The sequence below is a fragment of the Paenisporosarcina sp. genome (assembly GCF_057785155.1).
This window is the reverse complement of record NZ_JBYNRN010000001.1, coordinates 48,011-73,052: the sequence shown is the minus strand read 5'-3', so window position 1 is coordinate 73,052 and position 25,042 is coordinate 48,011. Positions and strand designations below refer to the sequence as shown.

28 protein-coding genes and 1 pseudogene are annotated in these 25,042 nt (G+C 34.4%); 24 read left to right on the top strand and 5 right to left on the bottom strand.

Features of this window, described 5'->3' with window-relative positions; translation table 11 throughout:
* Positions 1-55 precede the first annotated feature (55 nt).
* Together AC3EA5_RS00415 and AC3EA5_RS00410 are read left to right on the top strand one after the other, a co-directional pair.
* A complete protein-coding gene (locus AC3EA5_RS00415; protein WP_488606590.1) occupies positions 56-1,069 on the top strand; it encodes a tetratricopeptide repeat protein in 1,014 nt (337 codons plus the stop codon).
* Between the two features lie 85 nt (positions 1,070-1,154).
* A complete protein-coding gene (locus tag AC3EA5_RS00410; protein WP_488606589.1) occupies positions 1,155-2,534 on the top strand; it encodes a M20/M25/M40 family metallo-hydrolase in 1,380 nt (459 codons plus the stop codon).
* A gap of 182 nt (positions 2,535-2,716) precedes the next feature.
* Here the strand turns inward: AC3EA5_RS00410 and AC3EA5_RS00405 are convergent, their stop codons facing one another.
* Positions 2,717-3,262, bottom strand: a complete 546-nt coding sequence (locus tag AC3EA5_RS00405) for a hypothetical protein (RefSeq protein WP_488606588.1) — start codon at positions 3,260-3,262, stop codon at positions 2,717-2,719.
* A 398-nt stretch (positions 3,263-3,660) separates the two neighbouring features.
* Here AC3EA5_RS00405 and AC3EA5_RS00400 point away from each other — a divergent pair, with 398 nt between their 5' ends.
* The 14 genes from AC3EA5_RS00400 (at position 3,661) to AC3EA5_RS00335 (ending at position 14,917) form a co-directional block, all read left to right on the top strand.
* Positions 3,661-5,148, top strand: a complete 1,488-nt coding sequence (locus AC3EA5_RS00400) for an ATP-dependent nuclease (protein WP_488606587.1) — start codon at positions 3,661-3,663, stop codon at positions 5,146-5,148.
* A gap of 4 nt (positions 5,149-5,152) precedes the next feature.
* Entirely contained in the window at positions 5,153-5,344 is a 192-nt protein-coding gene (locus tag AC3EA5_RS00395) for a hypothetical protein (RefSeq protein WP_488606586.1), read from the top strand.
* Positions 5,345-5,392: 48 nt separating this feature from the next.
* The gene (locus AC3EA5_RS00390; RefSeq protein ID WP_488606690.1) at positions 5,393-6,358 is read left to right on the top strand and encodes a DUF3895 domain-containing protein; all 966 of its coding nucleotides are present in this window, start codon (positions 5,393-5,395) and stop codon (positions 6,356-6,358) included.
* A gap of 368 nt (positions 6,359-6,726) precedes the next feature.
* Positions 6,727-8,010: a GntP family permease gene (locus AC3EA5_RS00385; RefSeq protein ID WP_488606585.1), complete on the top strand. Its 1,284-nt coding sequence runs from the start codon at positions 6,727-6,729 to the stop codon at positions 8,008-8,010.
* Between the two features lie 42 nt (positions 8,011-8,052).
* The gene (locus AC3EA5_RS00380) at positions 8,053-8,829 is read left to right on the top strand and encodes a 3-hydroxybutyrate dehydrogenase (RefSeq protein ID WP_488606584.1); all 777 of its coding nucleotides are present in this window, start codon (positions 8,053-8,055) and stop codon (positions 8,827-8,829) included.
* Positions 8,830-9,018: 189 nt separating this feature from the next.
* Entirely contained in the window at positions 9,019-9,255 is a 237-nt protein-coding gene (locus AC3EA5_RS00375; protein WP_488606583.1) for a hypothetical protein, read from the top strand.
* Positions 9,256-9,410: 155 nt separating this feature from the next.
* Complete coding sequence (locus AC3EA5_RS00370; RefSeq protein WP_488606582.1) at positions 9,411-9,545, top strand: hypothetical protein; 135 nt, start codon at positions 9,411-9,413, stop codon at positions 9,543-9,545.
* Positions 9,546-9,912: 367 nt separating this feature from the next.
* On the top strand, positions 9,913-10,308 hold the full coding sequence (locus AC3EA5_RS00365; RefSeq protein ID WP_488606581.1) for a VOC family protein: 396 nt from the start codon (positions 9,913-9,915) through the stop codon (positions 10,306-10,308).
* Positions 10,309-10,342: 34 nt separating this feature from the next.
* On the top strand, positions 10,343-10,489 hold the full coding sequence (locus AC3EA5_RS00360) for a zinc ribbon domain-containing protein (protein WP_488606580.1): 147 nt from the start codon (positions 10,343-10,345) through the stop codon (positions 10,487-10,489).
* A 118-nt stretch (positions 10,490-10,607) separates the two neighbouring features.
* A complete protein-coding gene (gene mraY / locus AC3EA5_RS00355; protein WP_488606579.1) occupies positions 10,608-11,564 on the top strand; it encodes a phospho-N-acetylmuramoyl-pentapeptide-transferase in 957 nt (318 codons plus the stop codon).
* Positions 11,565-12,043: 479 nt separating this feature from the next.
* Positions 12,044-13,297: an RNA polymerase sigma factor gene (locus AC3EA5_RS00350; RefSeq protein WP_488606578.1), complete on the top strand. Its 1,254-nt coding sequence runs from the start codon at positions 12,044-12,046 to the stop codon at positions 13,295-13,297.
* An 83-nt stretch (positions 13,298-13,380) separates the two neighbouring features.
* Positions 13,381-13,755 (top strand): YciI family protein, encoded by a 375-nt coding sequence (locus AC3EA5_RS00345; protein WP_488606577.1) that lies wholly within the window; start codon positions 13,381-13,383, stop codon positions 13,753-13,755.
* A gap of 127 nt (positions 13,756-13,882) precedes the next feature.
* Complete coding sequence (locus AC3EA5_RS00340; RefSeq protein WP_488606576.1) at positions 13,883-14,323, top strand: YybH family protein; 441 nt, start codon at positions 13,883-13,885, stop codon at positions 14,321-14,323.
* 93 nt (positions 14,324-14,416) lie between these two features.
* Complete coding sequence (locus AC3EA5_RS00335) at positions 14,417-14,917, top strand: DinB family protein (protein WP_488606575.1); 501 nt, start codon at positions 14,417-14,419, stop codon at positions 14,915-14,917.
* Between the two features lie 642 nt (positions 14,918-15,559).
* Here AC3EA5_RS00335 and AC3EA5_RS00330 read toward each other — a convergent pair.
* From AC3EA5_RS00330 to AC3EA5_RS00315, 4 genes and pseudogenes are all read right to left on the bottom strand, one after another.
* Positions 15,560-16,342, bottom strand: a complete 783-nt coding sequence (locus AC3EA5_RS00330; protein ID WP_488606574.1) for an alpha/beta fold hydrolase — start codon at positions 16,340-16,342, stop codon at positions 15,560-15,562.
* A 419-nt stretch (positions 16,343-16,761) separates the two neighbouring features.
* Positions 16,762-17,043, bottom strand: coding sequence for a hypothetical protein (locus AC3EA5_RS00325; RefSeq protein WP_488606573.1), 282 nt, complete (start codon positions 17,041-17,043; stop codon positions 16,762-16,764).
* 10 nt (positions 17,044-17,053) lie between these two features.
* Positions 17,054-17,447 (bottom strand): annotated as a pseudogene (locus AC3EA5_RS00320) (SHOCT-like domain-containing protein).
* Positions 17,448-17,462: 15 nt separating this feature from the next.
* Positions 17,463-17,828 carry a DUF2089 family protein gene (locus tag AC3EA5_RS00315; protein ID WP_488606572.1) on the bottom strand — a complete coding sequence of 122 codons (366 nt, stop codon included), beginning with the start codon at positions 17,826-17,828 and terminating at the stop codon, positions 17,463-17,465.
* Between the two features lie 280 nt (positions 17,829-18,108).
* Between AC3EA5_RS00315 and AC3EA5_RS00310 the strand changes: the two genes are divergently transcribed.
* The 8 genes from AC3EA5_RS00310 (at position 18,109) to AC3EA5_RS00275 (ending at position 24,803) form a co-directional block, all read left to right on the top strand.
* Positions 18,109-18,525 (top strand): MarR family winged helix-turn-helix transcriptional regulator, encoded by a 417-nt coding sequence (locus AC3EA5_RS00310; RefSeq protein WP_488606571.1) that lies wholly within the window; start codon positions 18,109-18,111, stop codon positions 18,523-18,525.
* Positions 18,516-18,866: a DUF3147 family protein gene (locus tag AC3EA5_RS00305; protein WP_488606570.1), complete on the top strand. Its 351-nt coding sequence runs from the start codon at positions 18,516-18,518 to the stop codon at positions 18,864-18,866. The genes AC3EA5_RS00310 and AC3EA5_RS00305 overlap by 10 nt, the downstream gene beginning before the upstream one ends.
* A gap of 14 nt (positions 18,867-18,880) precedes the next feature.
* Positions 18,881-19,750: a phosphotransferase gene (locus AC3EA5_RS00300; RefSeq protein ID WP_488606569.1), complete on the top strand. Its 870-nt coding sequence runs from the start codon at positions 18,881-18,883 to the stop codon at positions 19,748-19,750.
* A 189-nt stretch (positions 19,751-19,939) separates the two neighbouring features.
* Complete coding sequence (locus AC3EA5_RS00295; RefSeq protein ID WP_488606568.1) at positions 19,940-20,698, top strand: HAD-IIB family hydrolase; 759 nt, start codon at positions 19,940-19,942, stop codon at positions 20,696-20,698.
* Between the two features lie 233 nt (positions 20,699-20,931).
* Positions 20,932-21,816: an EAL domain-containing protein gene (locus AC3EA5_RS00290; RefSeq protein ID WP_488606567.1), complete on the top strand. Its 885-nt coding sequence runs from the start codon at positions 20,932-20,934 to the stop codon at positions 21,814-21,816.
* Positions 21,817-22,020: 204 nt separating this feature from the next.
* The gene (locus AC3EA5_RS00285; RefSeq protein ID WP_488606566.1) at positions 22,021-22,602 is read left to right on the top strand and encodes a CBS domain-containing protein; all 582 of its coding nucleotides are present in this window, start codon (positions 22,021-22,023) and stop codon (positions 22,600-22,602) included.
* Positions 22,524-22,934 carry a diguanylate cyclase gene (locus AC3EA5_RS00280; protein ID WP_488606565.1) on the top strand — a complete coding sequence of 137 codons (411 nt, stop codon included), beginning with the start codon at positions 22,524-22,526 and terminating at the stop codon, positions 22,932-22,934. Before AC3EA5_RS00285 ends, AC3EA5_RS00280 begins: the two co-directional genes overlap by 79 nt.
* Positions 22,935-23,105: 171 nt before the next feature.
* Positions 23,106-24,803 (top strand): methyl-accepting chemotaxis protein, encoded by a 1,698-nt coding sequence (locus tag AC3EA5_RS00275; RefSeq protein WP_488606564.1) that lies wholly within the window; start codon positions 23,106-23,108, stop codon positions 24,801-24,803.
* Positions 24,804-25,042 lie beyond the last annotated feature (239 nt).

The window sequence follows — 25,042 nt, the reverse complement described above, 5'->3', positions numbered from 1 at the left end:
AATTATTTGTATTCTTGAATCTGCGTTTATCAAGTATATAAGGATGTTTGATATTATGCTAAAAAAAGTTAATAACTTAACTAATGAAGAAAAGCTACTTCAGCTTAGGGAAGATATAAAAAAAGAAAATGCTCTTAAGCCGGGTGTTTATACTTATAAAACGTCATCTTTAACTAAAAGGCTACTTCAATTAGATAAAAGAATGAATTTACTATCATCTTATGAAAAAGTAGCAGCCATTCAAACCTTAATGAGTTATGCATTTTATATAAAAACGGAATCTGATAAAAACCAAGAAGCAGCTAAACATGAATTTGAAAGTATTTTAACACTCGATCAAAATAATTCCTCTGCACATTATCGACTCGGTTATATATTCTATAAAGAAAAAAATTGGCTTAAAGCAATTAAACATTTCGATGCAGCTATTCGTTTGAATCTAAGAAGCGATTTGTTTGAATTAGAAGATGATCAACTCGTGAAGGCTAATCTGTTCATTAGTTATTGTGCATTACAACAAGCGCATGAATCTTTGGAGGAAGCTAATATTCTTCAACAAGATATTGGTGAAATTACGAATTATCATGGTGTAAAAATAGAAGATATATCAAAACAAATTAAACAAAAACTTTCAAAAACTGAATATATACTGAATACAAATGGGGAGCAAGAACAAGTATCAAAAAAGGAATGTGATGAATTAGTTGAACACAGGAATCCTAATCACTTGTACCTTTACTTCAGTGACAATGAGATCATGTTATATGGGGTGAATGAAACAAGGATTTCTAAAACATATGCCGATTATTTAAAGTATTTGCTTGAGAAGGGATCAGCGGAATCACCCATTAAGATGAACCGCTTTCCATTAGAGTTTGATTCAGAAACTAATCAAGATTTAGTTAGTCCAGGAACCGTTAAAACGAATATTTCACGTTTGAGGCATGTATTAAGAGTTGCAGGATTCAATGATATCCTGTTATATAAAGATGGTTATTATATTTCGGGTATCACCTATCAAATTGCATACAGGGAAGATCAATTCTTTCATTCAAACCTTGCTGAGTAATTCAGGAAGGTTTTTTTTCGGTTACAAGCGTGTAACCGGCTGTATTGTTTAATTAGAGTAACAAAAGAAAAGGGGTGTTGCTCTAATGGCAAACACATGGTCAGAATTATTAACTCGTTATGGATTTGTAACTACGCAAAATGGTCTGGCATTGGGTGTAAAGGAATTATCAAAGGAGAATCGAGAGTATTTGGAACTTTTACTGAAAAACGCTGACGTACATTATCAAAGCTTTCCGAACTCAATCGAAATCCTTGGTGAAGTTATTGATGAAGAAAAGTGGCAAGAGGTACAAGGTAACCTTACGGATAGTATTACGGAAATGAGTTTTAATCCTGATGAATTACCGATAATAAAATTAGATCTATTTATCGCTGGGTTAGTATCGCAATTTATTAGATTAGACTTACCTACTATTTATTCATGTGATGGTCATGATAAACGTATGCCATACATTCACTTAATAAATGCAGAGATGGCAAGAAAAGCAGAAATTCTTTTAAAACATTTAAATATCAATTGTCACCGAAGAGGTAAAAAGCTAAGTATCCGTATCAATCGAAAAGAATTACCAATTGTTGCAGGAACTCTATCTAAATATACGGGTTTAGATGTGAAAAAGATCATGTTAAATTCAGACTCACGAATAAGTATTGATGTTTTTAATGATCAACTAGAAACGTTATTAAATATTCCTGGTGAGAGTGGAAGAGAAAGTAAAATAAGGAATCATGTCTTAAAAGAAATGATTCCTTATATCGACTTTGTGACTACTGATTTTTACGGGAACATTTTAGGTGAAAAAAGATTTGGATCTGGTCCGACAGTTATATTGAATGCACATCTTGATACAGTGGAAAAAATTAAAGAGTCTCGAACTATTTTAAAAGAAGAAAACATTTGGACCAGTACCGAGGGAATTTTAGGTGCCGATGACCGAGCTGGTATTAATGTCATACTGGCTACGCTAAAATCTCTTCAATCAAATGAATTTAATGGTACCTTGAAAATTATTTTTACCGTAGAAGAAGAGATTGGTTTAGTAGGTGCTCGAAAAGTAAATGAATCATTCTTATGGAATACAGAAATGGCTTTTGTGATTGATCGTAGAGGGACAAATGATATTGTTACACATAACAATTCACAAGAGTTTTGTAACCATGAATTTGGTCTCTCATTAGAAAGAATTGCAAACACGAATGAATTGGGTCCTTGGAAGTCAGTGAAAGGAGGATCTAGCGATACAAGTATTTGGGCATCTCATAATATTCAAAGTGTCAATCTTTCAGCTGGTTATTTACATGAACATACGAACTTTGAACAGCTTGATGTAGATGCTAACTACAATTCTTATTTATTTTTAATCGAAATTCTTATTAATGCTCAAAGAATTTGGAGTGAGCAAAGAAGGAGTTTGACAAAATATAAATCTACGCCACAAATAAAAGAAACGCTTTTTTATTAAAATGTAGCATTGTGTAGAATTTTTGGGATTAGAAAAAGAGCAAAGCCTACTTAGGATTTGCTCTTTTTGTTTACTCAAGATTTTTACTTTTTAAATTTCGAGAATTGGCAATGTCTAGCGAATATTCAAAGTGCCACCCACTAAAAATCTTGAAGATATATTTGTTTAAGTACGTACAATTTTCATCTTACAGACCAACCTTTTTGCAACAAATAATTTAATGAAAGAGCTGGCTCTTCTCGGTCGTCAATTGCGTCTATCGAATTTCTTCCTTCACCATGGGATTGGCGGTAATGGATATAGAAATTAATCATTCCAGAAGGGACAGTGACTTTTTGAGACAACCACTTATTTAATTCGTCTTGATTAACGAAAATGCCCTCGATATTATCTTCAAATTCTGTTACATACTTTGTGTTTTTGTCCGCTTTCACCAACAATACATAATAATCACATGAAGAAAACATTGCCTGAGACCCTTTATTCCATGCCGATACACGATTTGGTTCATATTCGATACCTTTTCTGAAAGATTCATAATCCCTTGAAGAGCTAATGTACACCTTAAATGTACTTGCTTCAAGTTCACAGGTTAATACATTATATTTTAAGCTAATAAAACGAATCCCTTTGTTTTCTTTAAGTAATTTTTTTTTAGTGTAATCCACCATTTCATCTCGTGTAAATGTCCGTTTTTTCTTCTTATTCTCAAGTCCTACAACTTCCATTTGTCCTATTCCCCTTTCCTCTTGTTCAACAAATATAAATTTCCACTTAACCATTCATAATCCTTAAGAAATCCTGTTTAGAGGCACCTGGTACGACTCAATGTCCTCTAGATTAACTTTTGTTAAAATTACGCTTCTAACGATAAACCCATTCATAAAATCAATAAAAGCGAGGTATTTTTTTTAATCATCTCAGCCATATTGTTCCAATAAAATTTTAAATTGAATAGTAAGGTTGACACAGCAGATTAATGAGGTTTTTGAAATTTTGGAAAATTTAATATTCTATTGTGTAATATGTTACCATTAATAGTAAGGTTTCACATGTTAAATTAAAGCTAGGAGATATCATGCAAGAAAATAGATAAGTTACCAGTTTAATGAAAAGGAATGATTAAATGAAATTGCAAAGTTTTTCAATAGAAAACTATAAAGTTTTCCGTGAAAATTTCTCGCTCAGCATTACTGACAGTTCTATTGTTATTCTAACTGGGAAAAATAATACAGGAAAATCGACAATTCTAGAGGCTATTAACTGTTTTTATAAAAAGGAAGCTAAAGCCACTACTATTCCTTTAGATTGCTATTCGGAAGAAAGCAAAGAAATTGTTTTTAAGGGTATTTTTAAAATTGATGAGGAACTAGTAACAATTATAAAAAAATATTCTAGTGGTGGTACGCCTAAATTTTTTGACGATCAAGATAACGAGATAAAAGGGCAACATCAATTAAAAAGAAATCTAGATGAAATTCTAGATAATAGTCCATTTTATATAACTCCTTCAATGACTACAAACGATTTAAATACACAAGTTCAAAGTATTTATGAAGAAGCAATTAAAAATAAACTACAAGAAATTGAAACAGTGGATTTTGATGAGGCAGTAGTAACGGAAGAACAACGTTTAAAAGCTGAATTTGAAGAGCTAAAGTTAGCCGTTCCTAAATTTGTTAATTCGTTAAAACAAGCATTGGATACTTCATTAATGACTGTCAGTGAAGAAGTCTCGGGCTCATTAAGAAATCTTTTTTCAAATGAATCTATCTCGCTTAATATTAACGGGGGAGAAAGTGGAGGTATTAGCTCAAGTGAAATTGTGAAATCTATGAAATCAAACTTATTAATAAACCAAGATGAAAGATCTGATATGCAACTTACTAATCAAGGTACTGGTATGCAAAGAATGACATTAATATACCTTATACAAAATATGATTGAGAACAGTCTTATAGGAAGTAGAAATGATAAAATGCTTTTAATTGATGAACCTGAAGCATTTCTGCATCCAGAAGCAGTTAGAGCGTTAAGTAATTCACTATATAAAATTGGTAGAAATATGCCTCTAATTGTTTCCACACACTCTCCAATATTAATTAATCTTGAGGAAAGACACACTTCTATTCAAATTTTAAAAATTGGGCATTCAAATGTTATTGAACTTTACAAATCTAATTTTGAAAGATTTGATGACGATGACCTCAAAAATTTGAAAATTCTTAATTATATAGATTCTTATGTAAATGAATTTTTCTTTGCGGATAATATCCTAATTGTTGAAGGTGATACGGAGTATATGGCGTTCAAACAATTAGCTAAAATTAATAATGATAAAATTCATATTATAAGAGCTAAAGGTAAGTCACCTATATCCACTCTCATGAAAATATTAAACCAATTTGATACCAAATATACAGTTTTACATGACTGTGATAATAATCCGAGTTTTACGGTTAGTTCATTAAAAGCTCAATTAACTAATTGTAAAAGTATTTTTAATAATAGAATTGATAAAGAAATTAGAATTTATACGTCTAACTATACTTTTGAAGTTGCCCTAGGCTTGGGGGATATTTCAAGTAAAAATAAAACTCTCGAAAATTTTTGAAATAATGACTGGTTCATCAAATGATAGTTTATCAAAAAAGGCTAAAGAAAAAATTGAGAACATTTATAAATTAATCCTCAACGAAAATGAAGCTATTGAGATACCAGATGGATTTTGTAAAATTGAAACTGTTGAAGATTATGAGAGATTTTTTACTCCAATTATCGAAGCGAATTTTGAATTGTCACCAAAATAACAAGAAAATATTTTCTACATAGATTTAATTTGAAGGGAATGATAATTGATGCTAACACTTGATAAGGGACAAAGGGATATTGTATGGAATAACCTATCTCAGGAACAAATAAAATTTCTAAATGGAAATGTTAAGCGTGGAAAAAAAACTGCTTTTGCAAATGAAATGGCTCGAGATAAAGGCATTGTTTTACCCGATAGCGCATCAAGCGAAGAAATTGAATCATTGTTAGAAGGTTGGGTGTTAGAAGACTACATCGACAATGGTTTTGTGAATCCATTAACGCCTTGTCAGTGTGGTAGAGCTTTAAGATATCAATATAAAGTAAAACATAATACGAGCAATGAATATCGTACTTTCGGAATTAATCATTTTGAAGAACATTCAGGAATTTCCCCAAAAATTATAAAAAATATTCTAACTGGATTTAATAAAATAGATTACGAATTAGATGATCTTCTTAATAAAATATATACTGGCTGGACTTTTGATGATGTGATAGGGAAATTACCAAATGGTTTTGTTCTTGCTAATGAATATCAAGCCCTGTTATCTATTAATCTACCTTTATTAAATCGCCAGATTAATAGACTTAGAAAAGAAATCCATTCTTATTCAGAAGAACAAGAGTTTAAGCAATTAAGAAATAATAATAAAAAATTAAATGTAAATGAAAACAATATTATACAAAGAAAATCAAGGGAAATAAAATCACCTAATAGAACAGAAAACCTTTTCTTGAATTTCGGGGAAAATGCACCCTCAACTTGGAAAGACAACAGCAATTATGAACAAATGGCATTAGAATTATTGAAAGAAGGCACTACAAGTGTAAGAATTATTTGCGAAATTTTAATAAAAAGTCATCAAGCCCCTCAAGAAAGATATTTAACAGGTAAACCAAAAATTTATGCTAATATATGCATGTATTTCGAAAAATTAGTTAAGGAAGATGTACTAATAGTTGAGGCTAATAAAGACATGCAGGATAGACGTTACTTCTTTAAGTCTTAAATTATTCTCAACAAACATGATTAAAATTTTTTTAAATAAGATATCCGTTGTCTCCCTATAAAATTTAGGGGGATTTTTTGTTATGGAAGGACTCAAGTGACTGATGTGTTATAAAATAAATCACTGAATTATTTGAATTAATACTATTATAAAATATTAATTATTTATGCATACTTTAATGTGAACTGGGTATTTTAATTTATGTGAAACGATAATTCCCTTAATATAAATATGGATTTTCAAGGAAATCTGAGTATTTGTATTTGTTTGCGTGTAGCAATAAAACAAATTAGAAAGATATGTAAGAATAATATATTTTTGCTAGATGCAAAGATTTATTTACTGTAAATACAACGAGGTGATTTCATTTGTTAAGTATAATTGTGGGTTTGGTCCTGTTAATGGCTTTGGCATATCTGGGATGGTCGATTATTTGGGTAGCGCCACTGGCTGCGGCTGTGGTTGCTTTAATGAGCGGCTTAGACGTCTTTGATATGTATACAGGAACCTATATGGAAGGTTTGGTTGGGTTCGTTCAAAAATGGTTCCCGATTTTCTTGCTTGGTGCAGTTTTTGGGAAGCTAATGGAAGAAACGGGTGCTGCGAAAGCAGTTGCTCAAAAGGTTACGCAACTGATTGGTAAAAAGAAAGCCATTCTTGGTGTGTTAATCGCATCGGCTTTATTGACATACGGTGGCGTAAGTTTGTTCGTTGTTGTATTTGCAGTTTATCCGATTGCGCTGGAGTTATTCCGTGAAGCGAATGTGACCAGAAGGTTGCTTGTTCCAGCCTTTGCACTTGGCGCTTTTACTTTCACGATGACATCAATGCCGGGAACACCACAGATCCAGAACTTAATTCCGATGGAGTATTTTAATACGTCTCCAACAGCGGCTCCAATCATTGGGATCGTGACGACATTAATCATGGCGGTTGGTGGGTATCTTTGGTTAGCGTACAGGGAGAAAACACTTTCTGCTAAGGGTGAAGGGTTCACGGAAACCGATGAATCTAAAGAAGAAGCAAACAATGATGAAAGCGTGCCGAATTGGATGTTGTCTTTAATTCCCCTTGTCATTGTGGTGGTTTTGCTCAATGTTTTCAAAATGGAACCAATCTATGCATTAATACTGGGTGTATTGAGTATTATGGCGATCAATTTTAAGGATTACAAAAAATTCATCTTCTCTATTAATGAGGGAGCAAAGGGTTCGGTTATGGCGATATTGAATACAAGTGCTGCTGTCGGTTTTGGAGCAGTCATTGCGATTGTTCCTGCATTTGACGACATCGTTTCCTGGCTCCTGAATGTATCGGATAATCCATTGATAGCTGAGTCACTTTCGGTTCAAATTATGGCGATGATTACGGGTTCTGCTTCAGGTGGTATGGGAATTGCCCTTAGTACGCTTGGAGACACGTTCTATGAACTTTCTCAAACAACCGGGATCAGCCCAGAAGTATTCCATCGAATGGCTGCGGTTGCTTCCGGTGCATCAATACTTCCGAATAACGGCGCGTTGTTAACGCTAATTGCTGTGACTGGAATGACGCACAAAGAAACGTATAAAGATGTCTTTGTGGTTGCATTAGTGATTCCTACAATTGCTGTAATCGTGGGTATCATAATGGGTGGTATGGGATTGGTGTAATCAACATTGGTTAATAAATAATTTTTATTGGAGGAATAAATCATGGTACAAAGTAAAGTAGTCATTATAACTGGTTCAGCTCGAGGAATTGGTTTTGAAATAGGGAAACGTTTTGCAGAAAATGGAGCGAAAGTCGTTCTATCTGATATCAATGAAGAAATGGTGAAAGAGTCCGCAGAATCGCTTAAACAATTAGGTTTTGAGTCAATCGGTGTAAAAGCAGATGTAACAAGTGAACAAGAACTTCAAAACTTGGTAAACACAGCGAAGGAAACGTACGGGACAGTTGATATTGTCATTAACAACGCTGGTTTGCAACATGTTTCACCAATTGAAGAATTCCCTACTGAAAAGTTTGAAATCATGATCAAAATCATGTTAACTGCTCCGTTTATGCTAACCAAAGCGGTATTCCCGGTGATGAAAGAACAAGGCTTCGGCCGTATCATCAACATTGCTTCCATCAACGGAGTCATCGGTTTTGCAGGAAAAGCAGCTTATAACAGTGCGAAACATGGCGTAATCGGATTAACGAAAGTGGCAGCACTTGAAGGGGCAGAACACGGAATTACAGTGAATGCATTATGCCCAGGCTATGTAGATACGCCACTAGTACGAGGACAAATGGAAGATTTAGCGAAAACACGTAATGTACCGTTAGAAAAGGTTTTGGCAGAAGTTCTACTTCCTTTAGTACCACAAAAACGCCTGCTTGATGTAACAGAAGTTGCTGACTATGCTTTGTTCTTGGCTAGTGATTCAGCCAAAGGTGTTACAGGACAAGCGGCAGTCATCGATGGTGGCTATACAGCACAATAAATTGTAAGAAAATAAATAAAAAAAACTCCAACAACCTATCCGTTGTTGGAGTTTTAGTCTTTATAAATTCTATTTTTATAATTTGAATAACAAACTGATAGGTTTACCTGTCTAATTGTTACAACCTTCATATCGCTGAATAAAGTTCCTTAAATGACATATCCTAATTTTTATTCAGGAGGTGAAAATATGACAAACCAACAAAATACCGATCAACAAGGAAACAAAATTTCTAAAGGTGTTAAAAACACGGCTGGAGCTGCATTTCATGCAGTGCACAAGGCATTGGAAAAGACTGAATTTGCAGCTATGAATACAGTGGATAAAACGGCTAAGATGGTTAACGGTTCAACTAATAAGGCCAAAAAGAGTACTGTCAATTCTCCTACCAATTCGAATACAAGCAATGGATCACAAAAACAGTAATAAGAAAGCACCCGCGAATTAGGTACTGAACAGCAATAAATAGTGTAAATATGAAAGAACTCCAACAACCAATCCGTTGTTGGAGTTTTTATTGTTTAGAAATTCAATTATATTGGTCACAAAATGATAAAAATTCAAAACAATAGGGGGATTTTATGAAACCTTTATCTAATGCTGAATATAATGGTCAATGTGCATTTGCGGTGAGCTTGGGCAAGAAGGTTGTTTATTGTAATGGGAAATATAATATCGTGAAAGATGGAAAAATTATAATTTTTCAAACCCTGTAGCCAAATTTTCATGGCAGGTTCTGCCTGGCAGGGAACAAAAGACGCAGTCAAGTTGGTCATCAAGATGATTAGAGAATAACCTTCGTATTGCTTTCAAACTTTGCGGACATATTTTCAGCAAATATACAAAAGACGATTTTGCCTCTAAAAAGGTAAATCGTATTTTGCGTTATAATCATAAACTCTAATGTATTATAAAAAATTAATATAGTTGAAAAGGATATAGCCAATAGATAGGGAATACTTACATAATAGACATTCCCTTTAAGTATCTAATCTGTATTGGGCATAAAAGTGGATTTGTTACTCTTGGTTAGGATGAAAGAGAATGTGGTAGAAAAATATAACATCAATATAGGAGGTTATTATGGGAAGATTAGTTCATTTTGAAATTCATGTGAATGACATGGAACAAGCAAAGAAATTTTATGGTGGCGTATTTGGATGGTCATTTCAAGATTATAGTGAATATGCAGGAATGCCTTACTTTGGAGTGGTGACAGGTGATGAAAATGAACCTGGAATCAATGGTGCTTTAATGCAACGTCAAAGTGCGCCACCTGAACGTGGTCAAGCTCTAAATGGATTTGCTTGTACAATGAGTGTGGAAAATTACGATTTAACGGAAGCTAAAATAATTGAAAATGGTGGCAAGGTCGCAATGGCCAAATACGCTTTGCCTGGGATGGCTTGGCAAGGATACTATATTGATACCGAAGGCAACATATTTGGAATTCACGAACCCGATGTGAACGCAAAATAAAATAAATAATAGCACCTATAGTAGGAAAATAGAAATGGAAAAACAATTCAAGAATTGCCAAAGTTGCGGAATGCCACTTGCTCGTGATGAACATGCTGGCTGGACGGAAGCGAACGGAATAAAGCAAGCTGCCGAAGATATAATTTCGGCAGCTTTTTCTATTATGTGGAGGATTAAGTAAGTCTCTATTAAACCTAAATTTATACATATTAGAATGTTGAATTCTGTTAAATAGAGGAAATGAATGCGCTTTGTAGAACTTACTTATAGAGAAAGAGAGAAAAGGAGTTTTGAAAAAAATGATTAATCAAATAATCCCAGCGTTAATCTCTTTTGTAGTTGTTTTAATTTTATCTCCCCTGTTAATAGCTGTTTTGAAAAAACTTAGACTCATTCAACCAATCAGAAAGGAACTTCCTTCAAATCATCAGTTAAAAAAGGGCACTCCGTTAATGTTTGGGATTATTCTCTTTGTCGGAATTATCGTATCAATCCTTTTTTCTCCAACTCCATTAATGTATTTCTTGTCTATAACCTACATTCTTTTTAGTTTTATTGGGTTCTTGGACGATTTTTGGAAAGCTTCTCGTCAAGATCCAGGAGGGGTATCGGGTAAGACCAAACTTATTTTTCAATTTATTTTTACAGGTGCCTTACTTCTTTACATGATCAACGAACTCGGCGTAGACACCAACATTCATATTTATAAAAATATTTCTTTGGAGCTTCCAATGTTGTTTTATGTTTCTGTCATCACATTATTTGTCGTAGGTTCTGCAAATGCCATTAACTTCACAGATGGCTTAGACGGTCTTTTAGGAGTTGTTGCAATCCCCACATACTTTTTCTTTTTTGTGATTTCAGAAAGAGCAGAGGTGCAACTTTTTAGTCTAATTATGATTGGATGTTTACTTGGCTTTCTCGTTTACAACATATTTCCTGCTAAAGCTTTTATGGGGGATACGGGTTCATTAGCTATAGGTGGATCGCTATCATTTCTTGCTGTTCTTGAGAAAGTTGAGATTTTAATTCCCATTTTGTTCATTATATATTTTGCTGAAGTACTTTCAGTTACTTTACAAGTCTCGTCATTTAAACTTACTCGTAAGCGTATTTTCAGAATGACACCGATTCACTATCACTTCGGCATAAAATATGGGTGGTCCGAAAATATTATTGTCACGGTTTTCGGATTTGTTTCTTGGTTTTTTGTTTTTGTCGCTTTAGCTTATTGGAACTTCTTTCTAAACCTTTAAATGAAGTTGTAATGAAATATAATATCTGTTCATATTTGAGGAAAAAGTGCCATCCATCCAATCGGACTGAAACCCGACAATCTTCCTAAAACAAGACTGTCGGGTTTTTCAATTTCATATGAAAAAATAGCATTAAAAATTATCAGGAACAGATTCCGAATAGGACGAGTTTTACTACATGTTCATAGACATTCTTATTCCAATAACCAAAAATTTAACAGAATATTTGGATATTTATGTTAAGATAAAGTCAAGTATATAAAGAGATTCACTTAAACTACCCGGTTTTTAGGAGTGAGATCTTATAAAAAATTAAATTTTTGTTTGGATTGGTCAATTAAGTGTAGCGTATCTATTTGAAAGTTAATAAAAAATGAATCTATTTATTGGAATTAGTAGATAGCAGACAAAAAGTGTTTTTAGAATAAATATTCATTCGTTCCCTTTATAGAGGAGGTAATCGAAGGAGGAACAAGCATATGAATGAATCTTTCATTCACCAAAGGATTGAATCTGTTTGGAGGTTGGAATCTGCTAAAATAATTGGTTCCTTAACTCGGATGCTGAAGGATATCAGTTTAGCGGAAGATGTTGCGCAAGATGCACTGATTATAGCGATTGAGCGTTGGGCAGTCTCTGGTATTCCAGATAACCCTGGTGCCTGGTTGATGACTGTGGCTAAAAGAAAAGCCATTGACATACTTCGACGGAAAAAACGACTGGAACAAAAATATGAACAAATAGCTTATGAAATGAACACACATAATGATTATGACTTCTCCGAAGAAATTGATGAAGATATTGAGGATAACGTGCTGAGGCTATTGTTTATGATTTGTCATCCGGTACTATCAAAAAACGCCCGTGTAGCTCTTACATTGAGATTGGTTGGGGGACTTACAACAGAAGAAATTGCACATGCGTTCCTTGTACCTGAAGCGACGATTGCACAGCGAATTGTTAGGGCAAAACGGACGCTTGCTACGGCCAATGTTCCTTTCGAGATTCCTCAGCAGAGTGCTTATGCAGAGCGGCTTTCTTCTGTATTGGAAGTAATCTATCTTATGTTCAACGAAGGTTATTCGGCTACTTCAGGTAATAATTTAATACGAATGAATCTATGTTATGAAGCATTAAGAGTGGGAAGAGTTTTAGCAGATCTCATTCTTATAGAACCGGAAGTTTATGGTCTTATTGCTCTAATGGAGATACAAGTATCCCGTTTTAAAGCACGAACGAATACGGAAGGTGAAATGATTTTATTAATGGATCAAAATCGGTCATTGTGGAATCAGGAGCACATTGAACGAGGTGTTGCTGCACTTAAAAAAGCGGAAGACTTGGGTGGTACATTCGGAGTGTATGCATTACAAGCTTCTATAGCTGCGTGCCATGCAATAGCAGACACGCCAGAAAAAACAAATTGGGAGCGAATTTCAGTTCTTTATGAGGCACTTTCTAAAATTTCTCCTTCTCCAGTCGTTGAGCTGAATCGGGCAGTTGCGATTTCGATGGTTTATGGACCATTGGCTGGTTTAGAGATTGTCGATTCTTTACTTTTGGAACCGACATTGAAGAACTATCATTTACTTCCAAGTGTAAAGGGGAATTTTCTCTTAAAGCTAGGAAGAAAGATGGAAGCTTCTGAAGAATTTCAACGTGCTGCGTTGTTAACACAAAATGTACAAGAACAGAAATTTTTATTGAAACAGGCTAAAAATTGTACGAAATAAAAAATATTCTTTTTGTCGATTTTTTGGTTTGCTGATCGTTGTATGTATAGATACAAAATTTGAATGAATGAGGAGAGATGATCATGATATTTTTATGTATGGGCTATTTTAACTCTGAAAAAATGCATGCACGACCAAATGCAGAAATTGAGGCTTTGATGGATGAATGCCAACCGCACACGGAGAAATTTTATGAAAGCGGTAAGGTGCTGCTTGATGCGGGGCTAGAATCAGAGATTAAGAACTTGCGCCGTGTGAACGGGAAGGTAGTTGTCACAGATGGTCCGTTTACAGAAACGAAAGAGCTGATAGGCAGTATATTCATTTTTGAAGCCGAGAATATGGACGAGGCGATTCAAATTGCCTCTATTCATCCGACAACACAAGTAAACAAAGGAGAAGAGTTTGGGTGGCGCATCGAGATTCGTCCTGTCCATTACTTTAAGAATGATAAATAAGTTACCGTAAATAGGATATCTCGTATGTATAAAAGATGGTGAACGTGAGGCATAGTTTAAAGCTTATAAAAAGTGAGAAACGTTACCACTCGAAAAGAAATACATTTTTTTCAAGGAGCTGATTTTTATGACGAATGGAGCGAGTTTAGTTCAGGATGTTCTGGAAATTTACAAAGGTGCCGTTTATGAACTAGATACGAAAAAATTCCTATCAATCTATTCTGAAGACGTACATATTTATGATTGCTGGGGAAATTGGGAGAGTAAGGGAATCTCTTTATGGAAAGAAAGTGTGACTGAATGGTTTAATGGTGTGAATGAAGACGGATATTTACTGAAAGTTGATTTTAATGATATATCGATTCAGGAAAATACTAATATTGCATTCGTGCATTGTGCTGTGACTTTCGCTGCTTTCAAAGGAAATACTGAAGATAAACATCGTCAAATGACAAACCGTTTCACATTTGGCTTGAAAAAAGTAAATGGCTCTTGGCTAATAACACACGAGCATTCATCATTGCCAATAGATATGCAATCTGGAAAAGGTATCTTTAACCTAAAATAATAGAGTTGTTGAGGCAAAAATAAGTGAAAATGTTTTGCAGGTTTAAGGATAATGTAATCAAACAATCCTTGAAATGAAGAGGAGGATTTTTACATGAGTGATCTGAAATTAATTGAAACATACAAAGGTTTTTTAGAAGAATATTCACCTGAGCAACTAAGGCATATACCAGATCAAGGGGTTTGGTCTATCAATCAAATGTATGATCATTTAATTGTCGTAGCTCATGAGTACTTGGATAGCGTTGAAGCCTGTGCGTTAGCTGCTGGAGAGCAAAAGCAGGGGAAAACAGAGTTTGGCGAATATTTATTTAACATCGGAGGCTTCCCACCAATTAAAATCAAATTACCAGATGAAATGAATGCCCCACCGGACAATACAAAAATGAAAGAAGACATCATGCTCGAGCTCGATAAACTGATGACAAGAATGAAAGAATTGAAAAAGAAAGTAGTTGAGATAAACCCGAATTACAAAGATAAACATGGAGGGTTTGGCTGGCTAAATGCACAGGAGTGGTTTGATCTTGTAGGTATGCATTTTCGTCATCATCTGCGTCAGAAGTATGAACTGGATCAACAACTTTTGGTATAAACTCTGGAACAAATGAATGAACGCATGGACTATGGATTTGCAAAAGTTAATGAAATACTTGTTGGAATCGGCGGCAAATTGAAGAAACCAAAAAACAACTAATAGCTTCAGATGACACAGGAAAATCAGAAATAAAGCTCCTAACACATAAAGTTATTCAGCTGGAAAAGAAGTGGTTATTATCGGAAATAAACTGTAAATATAGGAAGTTTTCCAAGAGCTAACTGCCTTTAAAGGGTGGTCGGCTCTTTTTTAGTGATAAAATTGAATTCTATATTCAGTGTAGGTACATGGAATAAACGAACGTGCTAAAATTTTCTAAAAAGAGACCTCTGGCAGAGGACCCGGTGCAATATTGAATTATGTACCACAGGAAGGACGCTTGTAAAAAAAAATTGAGAACTATTCTCCAATCAGCGGACTCTTATAAAAGTCCCTATTTGGAGAACAGTTCTTTTGTTTGTTTGTAGTATTAATCTGGTGCTTTTGTTGAATATCATCTGACTACTTATACTGCTCTTTCTTATTGGACGAATGGGGAAGGCTCTTTTATCGTTCATTGTTGATTTTTGACCATAGAAAAAACCGCACATGATATGAGCGGTTAATTGAACTATCATTATTTCTTGCTGAAGTGAACGATCAACCAATAAATTGTATCAATAGCTGGTTAAACTTCTCTCGTTCTTCCCAAAAAGGAGCATGACCGCTGTAATGAAAGGGAACGAGCTGTGAATTTTTAATTAGCGCATTTGTTTCCTGAGCTTTGTCAAACGGAACAATTTTATCATGTATTCCATGTATAATCAGTGTGGGAACTTGTATTTTGTCTAAATCATAGTACACGTTCTCATCTCTTAGTGCATTCATGACTGCTACAGTCGACCAACCAGCTGCTTGTAATCCTTGCTGAAAAAACCAGTCCGAAAATCTGGTGGTAATATACTGGAAGAAAAAGAGATCCGTTAATCCCTGCAACATTTTAGGTCGATCATTAAGTGATCCTGAAATGAACATATTTGCAACTTCTTTTTGAACACTATACGGAGATTGCGCGTCAATAAGGACAAGTTTGGATACTCCATAACCTTGGTATCGAGCGATATATCGAATCGAGATTGCCCCTCCTGTAGAGTGTCCTGCTAGTGTGAAATCTTTTAACTGCAACGCCTCAACTACTGCGTGGATATCATCTGCCAATCTGTCAAAATTGTAGCCAGTGAATGGTTTATCCGAATTACCGAAACCCCTCCAGTCAATACCTATACATCGATATCCCATTGCCGGAAGAACATTAAACTGATATTCATACTGATTATGGTTTAATGGCCAACCATGTATAAATAGAATGGTTTTATTTCCCTCTGGGTTTACATCCTCTACATATATTCTTACACCAGGTTCCACTGTAACAAAGTATCCCATGTCGTTCCCTCCGTTTATTTAAAGTGGCATCAACAATAAGATACTCATCTATGGAGACATAAGTGAATTCTAAAAAGGTACTTGTACATTTTTGTGTGAAAAGTGCCATCCACATCAATCCACACTGAAGGGTTTGAGAATGAATTGTCTTTCACTGCAAATAAAGCAAGCTACCGAAAGATACAATTTCGGCAGCTTTTAAGTTTCTATTATGTGCGTTGCTGACCAGTACCTGAAAAAAGATAAACGTAAAAAGCCTTCTGGAATAATCAATTTCATTCCAAAAGGCTTTTGCTATTTCATTCATATATATTTTGTAAGCTGTCCAACCGCTATCTGCTGTAACGACTTGGGCATTAATAAAGCTTGCTTCATCTGGTGCTAAGAAGAAAGCTATGGTAGGTGTATTCTATAATAAATTATAGTCTAACCTTAACCTCAGTACCGTCCTTAGCTTTGACATCTACTAGCACGATTCCCTTATAATTTTTCAGTTCCTTGACGATAGGCATTAGCGTTTTTTTGTCTATTAGTGGGAAGGTAAAGTCCTGTTTTCTTCTTTCGAAGTGCTCTTTTGTCCATTTATTTGCATGTTGCTGAAAAAATTTTGAAGACAAAATTGACATAATGATGTTTAAAATAGCATATGGAATTGGGATGGTAACCCGAACGTCTTTTGCTTTCACTTTTACATGTATCATAAGCAAATCACTAATCAATTATGATTGAAACGGTATCCCCGTTTGCCGATTTAATATCAACAATTTGTCCATCTAATTCGTTTTCGATTGCTTCTTTCAATAATGAGGTTTATGTCTATATTTTTAATGTATTTTTCCGATTGAGGCATACTCGCTGCGATACTATGTCCAGCCATTAATACTACCTTAACAAGTTTTATTGGCAAATTGATCGTGACGTTATCATTGTCGACTGATACAACACGAATTTTTAATGTTTTATCTAAATATTTAGTCGGTTTTTCAAAAAGCTTATTTCCTGTTTCTTCTTTCTCTTTTAATACTTGAATCAGTTCTGACCCCGTATCAGCGTCAATCTTCCCTTCTTGAACCATTGTTAACACTCTTGAAATTTCCTCTTTCATATGAAAAATTCCTCCCTATTCTTCTTTTAAGAGCTTAATGGCTTCTTCTGGTGTGATTTCGCCATTTTCCAACATAGTGACAACTTTTTTCTCGTCTACTTCATTTTTCTTCTTCTGTACATATCCAAGGGATGTAATGATGTCTGTTAGCTTGCCTCGAACCGTTGGATACGAAATCCCCAGTTCTTTTTCAACTTCTTTGATATTCCCTCTGCATGTTAAAAATACTTCCACAAAATGAAGCTGATCCTTTGCTAAGGATGCCAGCTTAGATAATTCAAACTCATTTTCAATCGTAGTGTGACAATGAGAGCACTGCAGCTTTGTGATTTTTAAAGTTTTACTACAAACAGGGCAATCTGTGATTACTTTATAAGCCATAATGAACATCCTTTCTTTTAGTAGTTGTTTCGATTATACAACAAGTAATTGTAAATAAAAATAATTAAAATTTATTTTTTTATTATAAATAATTAATAATATTAAATTGTTATTTAATATTATTAATTATTATTCGATATTATTCATTAAATTAGACAACTGTATTTTAACCACATCCTGAATTTGAACGTGGTTATTTCTTTTGGTATTAATTGTCTTTTATTACATCTTATAATACGATACAATCTTAAGGTAAGATGTAATTAAAGGAGCGTTCGCTATGAATGATAAAGTAAAGCAATTAAATCAATACTGGACAGATATTTATTTTCATCTGCATTACTTCCATAAAGAAAAAATCACCCACCAAGTGGTGCGTATTCTGCAGCTTGTAGATAAAAAGGAAGAGGTTGGGGTGAATGAAATTGCCTCATACCTCCAAGTCTTTCAGAATACGGCTTCCGAACACGTGAAACGTATGATTGAGAAGAAATTTTTGACCAAAGAGAGGGACTTGCTTGATGAAAGAAGAGTCATACTACGACTTACAGAATTGGGGAAAGATGTTCTGCATCGGAATACAAGCCTAGATGAAGAAAAACTGGAACAAATACTGAACCAGTTAGAGGAAAACGAAAAAGAGGTAGTAGAACAGGCATTCAAAATCTTAAGCGAGCGAGCCAAAACATGTTTGTAGTCATGAAGATTATAGCCTCTGCGATTGTGATTGGTGTAGTGACGGAGATTTCCAGAAGATTTCCAACATATGGGGGAGTGGTGGCGGCTCTCCCACTCGTGAGCTTACTTAGTATCATTTGGCTTTATGTACAAGGAGAACAATCAGCCACTTTGAGCAAATTTGCATTAGGGGTATTATGGGGATTTCCGGCAACTGCAATTCTCTTAATAATCGTTTACATCGCTTTGCAAAATTCTATCCATCTATTTCTCTCAATTGCTTTAGGCGGATGTGGTTGGTTGCTGTTCTTATTTATTCAAAATCTTGTTTTAGATTATGTGCGAGAGATTTTAAGTTAGAGAGGACTATATAAATGGAAAAAATTAATGATATTATTTACCTTCTTGTAAACCAAGGAGTAATAAATGATGAAGGTATAGTATTTGGAAAATTAACAAGCGGTACAACAAATGGGACTTTATTTACTATAACAACTACTGAGATACCGAAATATGTAGTGAAAATAGACCAACCTAAAGTTATATCTACAACAGAGGATTTTCTCCTTACTTATAAAGATGTAACGTTGTTGCCTAATGTGCTTTATACAGACGAGAAAAAAGAATTTATAGTCTACTCGTATGTTTTTGGTGAAACCCATATTAATCGAGGTTCTAAATTAGAGTGGATGACTATTCTAATTAAGGAACTTTTAAATAAATACGAAAAAGTAAACAAAGATAACTGGGGAAGAGTAAGTGGTATACAAAGAAATTCATGGGCAGACTTCAATCGAAGTAGTTTGGAATTCGCTCAAAAGGATATAGGCGATGTATTACCAAGTGAAGATCATAAAAGAGTAGAATTATTGGTTAATAAATTGGAGTCATATGAACATCAAGAAGAAATGTTTTACATGCATGGAGATGCTGGTGTTCATAATTTTGTCTATAAGGACAATAAATTAAATGGAGTGATTGATCCTTCGCCTCTAATCGGACCTAAAATGTATGATTTTACTTATGCATTTTGCTCTTCTCCAGATGATTTAAATGTAAGCACACTATTATCAGCTTTCTCATTATTGACTCAAGAAGTTTCCTTTAGTAAAGAACGGCTTTTGGAAGAAGTTCTTTTTCAATTATACACACGGATAGGCGTTTGTATTAGAGTCCATCCTCATGACTTAAGTGACTATCTAAAAGCTTGGAAAGAATGGAGGGAGTATCTTCCTTCTGAATAAACAGGGATTCTTGTTATCTACCTATTGTTTGGATGCCATATGCTCTGCTGCAATAGCTGAAGTAGTACCTGTAGAATGTTGATTAAAAAGTACTACCCAATGCATTCCACACTGAAATGTTTAGGTAAGATCGAATTGTCCTTTTTAGTGTAAAGAAGATTAGTTAAGATGTTAGAGAGGTGATTAATCATGCAATTTGTATTCGATCTTGACGGAACCATTTGTTTTAAAGGCCAACCCTTAACTCAAGAGATTTGCGCTGCTTTAGATGATTGCCAGGCGATGGGGCATGAGATCGTCTTTGCATCGGCAAGACCGATACGTGACTTGCTACCGGTGTTGCCGAAAAAATATCATCATTTAAGAATGGTTGGGGGGAACGGCGCTTTTCGGAATGTGGAGGGCTCAATTGAAGTGAATAGTTTTGATGCATTAGCTTGTAAGCATCTATTTAATATTATTGATACATACCAAGTTCCTTATTTGATTGATAGCAGCTGGGATTACAGCTATACCGGTGAGTTAACCCATCCAATTTATCAAAACATCGACCCTTTAAAGAGTGCAAAGAATATGTCGATCGATTTACTTGAAAATATAGTGAAAGTGGTTCTTTTTACTAGTAATACAGAGATACAAAAAAGTCTGGAAGCACTTTCTTTAACGATACACCTTCACCAAAACGAAGGGATACTTGATATAAGCCCAGAAGGAATTGATAAGTGGAGCGGTTTACAGCAAATTGGACTTAAAGAGAGAGAATTTATTGCATTTGGCAATGACTCAAATGACATCTGCATGTTCAAAGCCGCAAAAGAAAGCATCTGTATTGGAAACCATCCTGTTGCCCAGGAAGTCGCAAGTATCCAAATTGCAGCTGATGAAGTAGCGAAAATGATTTTGTTTATGAGTGAGAAGTATCATACTCAACAAATTGAAGTTATTTAAACTACTAAAAAGTTTCATTTAAGTTAGAAGATCTAAAAACATAGAAACCCAGCAATCTTGTGTAATAAGATTGCTGGGTTTCTATGTTTGAATGGCATATATTTTGAAAACATTTATACGTAATCGATCTAACAGTAAAAAGAAGAGTGAGGAGTATTTACAAAAACTTAACACTGGAAAAATAATCGGTAAGTATACTAAAAGAGGAGTGAAGTAAGCTTTAAGGAGTTCAAATGAAAATTAATCAAATAAACAAATTAGTTAAATACGTAAGATATCTACATAAGCATCATAATAATTTTAAGCAAGAATTTGAAAAGAGTGAAGAGTTTAAAGGATTAATTCAGAAACAAAAAATAACAACCGTATTTCAACCCATTTTATCCTTAAAAGAAAATGAAACGCTTGGATTTGAAATATTAAATCGGCCAGAACCTACATCTTTTTTTCCTACGACAGACAAATTTTATGACTATGTTGGGCAAAGCGAAACTGTGTTTATGGTTGAAGCCTTTTTACGGGATCTTTCGTTAGAGAGATATTCCGAACAGGTTAAACATACGCAAAACCATGATGAAAAACTGGTATTTCTTAATATTCAACCCCAGGTTTTAGCAGACTCAGCATATCGTAGCGGAAAAACATTAGAGTTATTAAGTAAGTACAATCTTTCACCGAGTCAAATCGTCTTAGAATTAACCGAAAAAGAAGCTGTGATTGACTATAGTCGATTTGAAAAGATAATCGACAACTATCGTCAGCAAGGTTTTAGAGTGGCAGTTGATGATGCTGGAACCGGATACAATAGCTTGAAAACACTTGTCTATTTAAAACCAGAATTCATTAAAATCGATAAATCTCTAATTCGTAATATACACAATAACCCCGCACAGCAGCATCTCGTCGAGTTGTTATTGGAATTTGCAGCCCAATCCAAAACTGATGTCATTGCAGAAGGAATTGAAACATTATCAGAGTTAACGTTTCTTCAAGAATTAGGTGTTCCCTATGGACAAGGATATGCCTTAGGTAAACCGAGTTCATTATTAACTAATGGACAGCTTCCTCTCCACCCATCAACTGTTTTACCAACAACTCCTTTTTATCTAGCAAAATAATGTATACAGATGTTTATATAAAGTTGACCCATCTAGTTACTCGAGTAGTTGAGTATAGAAGATGGGTTATTTTATAAATTATTTTCCAAATGTATCTAAAAAGTAAAGTCAAAAGAACCAATTGGTGTAGTTAAATTGAATTACTTTGAGTCGAAAATAAGAAGTTTTACATGTTAATGACTTTAAAAAAATGGAGGAGTTTGTGTGATAGCTTACATAGGAGATATTGCTAAAGAAACACCTATCCTAAATTTTGAAACACCTTGTAATCAGATTGATCTCGTGTTTCAAGACAACCCCAAACTACAAGGAATTGTGTTAAATGACCATAGTTTAAGACCAGGTTTAATTACCCGAACTCGATTTTATCAAAAAATGGGTACTCGATATGGGTATAATCTGTTCATGACAAAATCTATAAGCATCTTGGCAAATAAACAACCGTTAATTGTGGACTATTTCACCTCCTCTATTGAAGTCAGCAAATTAGCAATGAATAGACCAGAAGAAGAGATATATGATGATGTCATCATTGAATTGGATCATACAATCGTTGGGGTTGTAAGTATCAAGAATTTGCTCATGAAAGTGGCGGATATTCAGGTGGAGTTTGCCAGCTACTTAAATCCCCTCACAAGATTGCCGGGTAACAATATTATTAATGAGAATATTAAACAAGCCTGGCGCAGAAAAAGGAATTCAGTTTATTGTATATCGATTTGGATCGGTTCAAAGCATACAACGATTATTATGGTTTTAAAAAAGGTGACGAAATCATTCAGTTAACAGCGGACATATTATCAAATGCAATAGTTAAGAAAGGTGAAGACTTTTTAGGGCATATTGGGGGTGATGACTACATCGCAATCTTTAACCACTATGACTTCCACGACTTCTGCGAGTATGTAATCAAGAGTTTTGACGAAGAGATTATAAAACACTACTCAAAAAAACATATCGAGGAAAAGTTCATTTACGCAGAAAATCGCTCAGGAGAAATGGAAAAAATCCCTTTAGTCACCATATCCATTGCGGTTGTCACAAATCAAAAGAAACAGTTTAGCGGTATAGAAGAAGTAATTGAAGAGGCAACGCGATTAAAAAAATGTGCAAACTGAGAAATGAGAGCTGTTTCTTTGTTGAACCTATCTATCAATCTAAATACGTTCTAAAATAGCCCATGTAGTTATGTTTGTTAAATCAATGTAAAAGGTTTGTAAACGTTTGTGTAAAAGAGACTTTGCCTAAATAGAATATGCTATATTTCGATTTAGGAGGTCGATATAACTATGATGAAATGGGATAAAATACCCTTAAGAAAGAAATATATGGTTGCTTTAGGAAGTTCTTTTTTATTGTTTACATCGGTTATAATCATTTTGGTTTTCCAGGTCTTAGCCAATCTACAGTGGTCTCAAAAACTTGAAAAAACGGCCAATCAACTAGCGGAAACCGATTTGTTATTACTCGAACTTAATCGGCAATATATTTCAATGAGTTTATACGCTGGCGATCCAATGGATGAACACTTAGAAAATTATCAACAATCAAAGACAAATATAGAATTAGTAAAAAGCCAAATTGAAAATGCAATACATGAAATTAATTGGTCGTCATTCGATAAGACTCTAGAAGCGATGTACGTTACATTCGATCAAAGACTACCGGAATCCATTTCTGAGAAAGATAATGTTTCAAAAAGACGTCAATTGATGAGTCTACATAAAAATACAATGGGGTTAGTTGAAGACCTCACTACATATAGAGAAGATCAAAATAGCATAAGAACAGAAGCGTTGAACAAAATGCAAGTGCAAAAGACATGGACAATACTAATTGTGATCGTTGCTTCTCTATTGGCTGTTGTTCTATCTTCGGGTTTATTAATTATGACCAATAGACAAATTAAATCACAATTAAATCGAGTTGCTACAAAAGCGAATGGAATTTCTCAAGGAAATCTGATTCATGAAGATTTAAAAATTCATGCATCCGATGAAATTGGTCAAGTTTCAAATGCAATGAACAATATGAAACGTCAGTTAACTGAGATGATTTTACTCATTCAAGACACTGCTTTTCATTTATCTGATAATAGCTCTGCACTAAATGAATTTTCGGCTGATACGAAAAAAGGATCTAAGACGGTAGAGCAATCTATGAAAAAAGCCCTTTTAAATTCGAAAAGTCAGTTTGAATCAGCACAAACGATCCAACTATTTTTTCAATCATTTTCAAACCAAATGAAAAACTACCGAAGAAAATCACAAGATTTATTGGAACAATCATCACATGCAGAAGAGCATGCATTAGCCAGTAGCGTTTCGATGACAACGACAGTTAATCAAATGATGAAATTAAAAGATTTGTTAAATCAAGCTGAAAATGAACGAAGTAAACTCCAACAACGAACAAATGAAATTGTCAGTATAGCAAGTCAGGTGAAGCAAATTTCAAAACAGACAAATTTACTCGCATTAAATGCTGGCATTGAAGCAGCTAGATCAGGTGAACATGGCAAAGGATTTGCAGTGGTAGCTGAAGAAGTTAGATCGCTTGCAGCACAAGTATCCAGTGCGGCCTCCCATATCCATGAATTAAGTTCGGAAATAACCAGTCAGGGACAAAAAATGTCAGATGTTTTTGCAGCTGGATTATCAGCGTCTGATACGAGCAGTGAAACGATTAATGAAACAGCCTCTAAATTGAAACTAATCACTTCATTTATTGGTACAACCAAGATGCAATTTGAAGAAATGGAAATAATGATGCAAACTCTGGATGCTGAACAAGAATCTACTTATACATCAATCGGCAATTTAACAAATGCTATTCAACAGAATATGGCATTAATAGATGAAACGAATATCTATTTAACAAACCATACCGACGACATAGATACACTTTCTAAACGAATTGAAGATGTAGGCGCACAATCCGAAACACTCTTAAACTCGACATCTCAATTTGAATTAGTAAAGGCTTAAAGAAAACAGAATCCCATTTGAAAATATATTGCTAACTTTGGACAATTTGACACTGAAATCAATGCCGGAACCACGTCTTATTCATACAATAAAAACAGCTCACTTCATCCATGATGATTGAGCTGTTTTTATTGAAATAAGGAATGAAAATTGAGTGTGTAAAAACTTTTACTATCGAGTTTTTTTATTATATTTTAGTTTTTCCAATAAAGAATGTAGCGAACTCAAATACCAAGAAG

Bases quoted from the DNA above. Each gene is read 5' to 3' on its own strand.
- AC3EA5_RS00415 (WP_488606590.1), top strand. From the start codon at position 56: ATGCTAAAAAAAGTTAATAACTTAACTAATGAAGAAAAGCTACTTCAG.
- AC3EA5_RS00410 (WP_488606589.1), top strand. From the start codon at position 1,155: ATGGCAAACACATGGTCAGAATTATTAACTCGTTATGGATTTGTAACT.
- AC3EA5_RS00405 (WP_488606588.1), bottom strand. From the start codon at position 3,262: ATGGAAGTTGTAGGACTTGAGAATAAGAAGAAAAAACGGACATTTACA.
- AC3EA5_RS00400 (WP_488606587.1), top strand. From the start codon at position 3,661: ATGAAATTGCAAAGTTTTTCAATAGAAAACTATAAAGTTTTCCGTGAA.
- AC3EA5_RS00395 (WP_488606586.1), top strand. From the start codon at position 5,153: ATGACTGGTTCATCAAATGATAGTTTATCAAAAAAGGCTAAAGAAAAA.
- AC3EA5_RS00390 (WP_488606690.1), top strand. From the start codon at position 5,393: ATGCTAACACTTGATAAGGGACAAAGGGATATTGTATGGAATAACCTA.
- AC3EA5_RS00380 (WP_488606584.1), top strand. From the start codon at position 8,053: ATGGTACAAAGTAAAGTAGTCATTATAACTGGTTCAGCTCGAGGAATT.
- AC3EA5_RS00375 (WP_488606583.1), top strand. From the start codon at position 9,019: ATGACAAACCAACAAAATACCGATCAACAAGGAAACAAAATTTCTAAA.
- AC3EA5_RS00370 (WP_488606582.1), top strand. From the start codon at position 9,411: ATGAAACCTTTATCTAATGCTGAATATAATGGTCAATGTGCATTTGCG.
- AC3EA5_RS00365 (WP_488606581.1), top strand. From the start codon at position 9,913: ATGGGAAGATTAGTTCATTTTGAAATTCATGTGAATGACATGGAACAA.
- AC3EA5_RS00360 (WP_488606580.1), top strand. From the start codon at position 10,343: ATGGAAAAACAATTCAAGAATTGCCAAAGTTGCGGAATGCCACTTGCT.
- mraY (WP_488606579.1), top strand. From the start codon at position 10,608: ATGATTAATCAAATAATCCCAGCGTTAATCTCTTTTGTAGTTGTTTTA.
- AC3EA5_RS00350 (WP_488606578.1), top strand. From the start codon at position 12,044: ATGAATGAATCTTTCATTCACCAAAGGATTGAATCTGTTTGGAGGTTG.
- AC3EA5_RS00345 (WP_488606577.1), top strand. From the start codon at position 13,381: ATGATATTTTTATGTATGGGCTATTTTAACTCTGAAAAAATGCATGCA.
- AC3EA5_RS00340 (WP_488606576.1), top strand. From the start codon at position 13,883: ATGACGAATGGAGCGAGTTTAGTTCAGGATGTTCTGGAAATTTACAAA.
- AC3EA5_RS00335 (WP_488606575.1), top strand. From the start codon at position 14,417: ATGAGTGATCTGAAATTAATTGAAACATACAAAGGTTTTTTAGAAGAA.
- AC3EA5_RS00330 (WP_488606574.1), bottom strand. From the start codon at position 16,342: ATGGGATACTTTGTTACAGTGGAACCTGGTGTAAGAATATATGTAGAG.
- AC3EA5_RS00325 (WP_488606573.1), bottom strand. From the start codon at position 17,043: ATGATACATGTAAAAGTGAAAGCAAAAGACGTTCGGGTTACCATCCCA.
- AC3EA5_RS00315 (WP_488606572.1), bottom strand. From the start codon at position 17,828: ATGGCTTATAAAGTAATCACAGATTGCCCTGTTTGTAGTAAAACTTTA.
- AC3EA5_RS00310 (WP_488606571.1), top strand. From the start codon at position 18,109: ATGAATGATAAAGTAAAGCAATTAAATCAATACTGGACAGATATTTAT.
- AC3EA5_RS00305 (WP_488606570.1), top strand. From the start codon at position 18,516: ATGTTTGTAGTCATGAAGATTATAGCCTCTGCGATTGTGATTGGTGTA.
- AC3EA5_RS00300 (WP_488606569.1), top strand. From the start codon at position 18,881: ATGGAAAAAATTAATGATATTATTTACCTTCTTGTAAACCAAGGAGTA.
- AC3EA5_RS00295 (WP_488606568.1), top strand. From the start codon at position 19,940: ATGCAATTTGTATTCGATCTTGACGGAACCATTTGTTTTAAAGGCCAA.
- AC3EA5_RS00290 (WP_488606567.1), top strand. From the start codon at position 20,932: ATGAAAATTAATCAAATAAACAAATTAGTTAAATACGTAAGATATCTA.
- AC3EA5_RS00275 (WP_488606564.1), top strand. From the start codon at position 23,106: ATGATGAAATGGGATAAAATACCCTTAAGAAAGAAATATATGGTTGCT.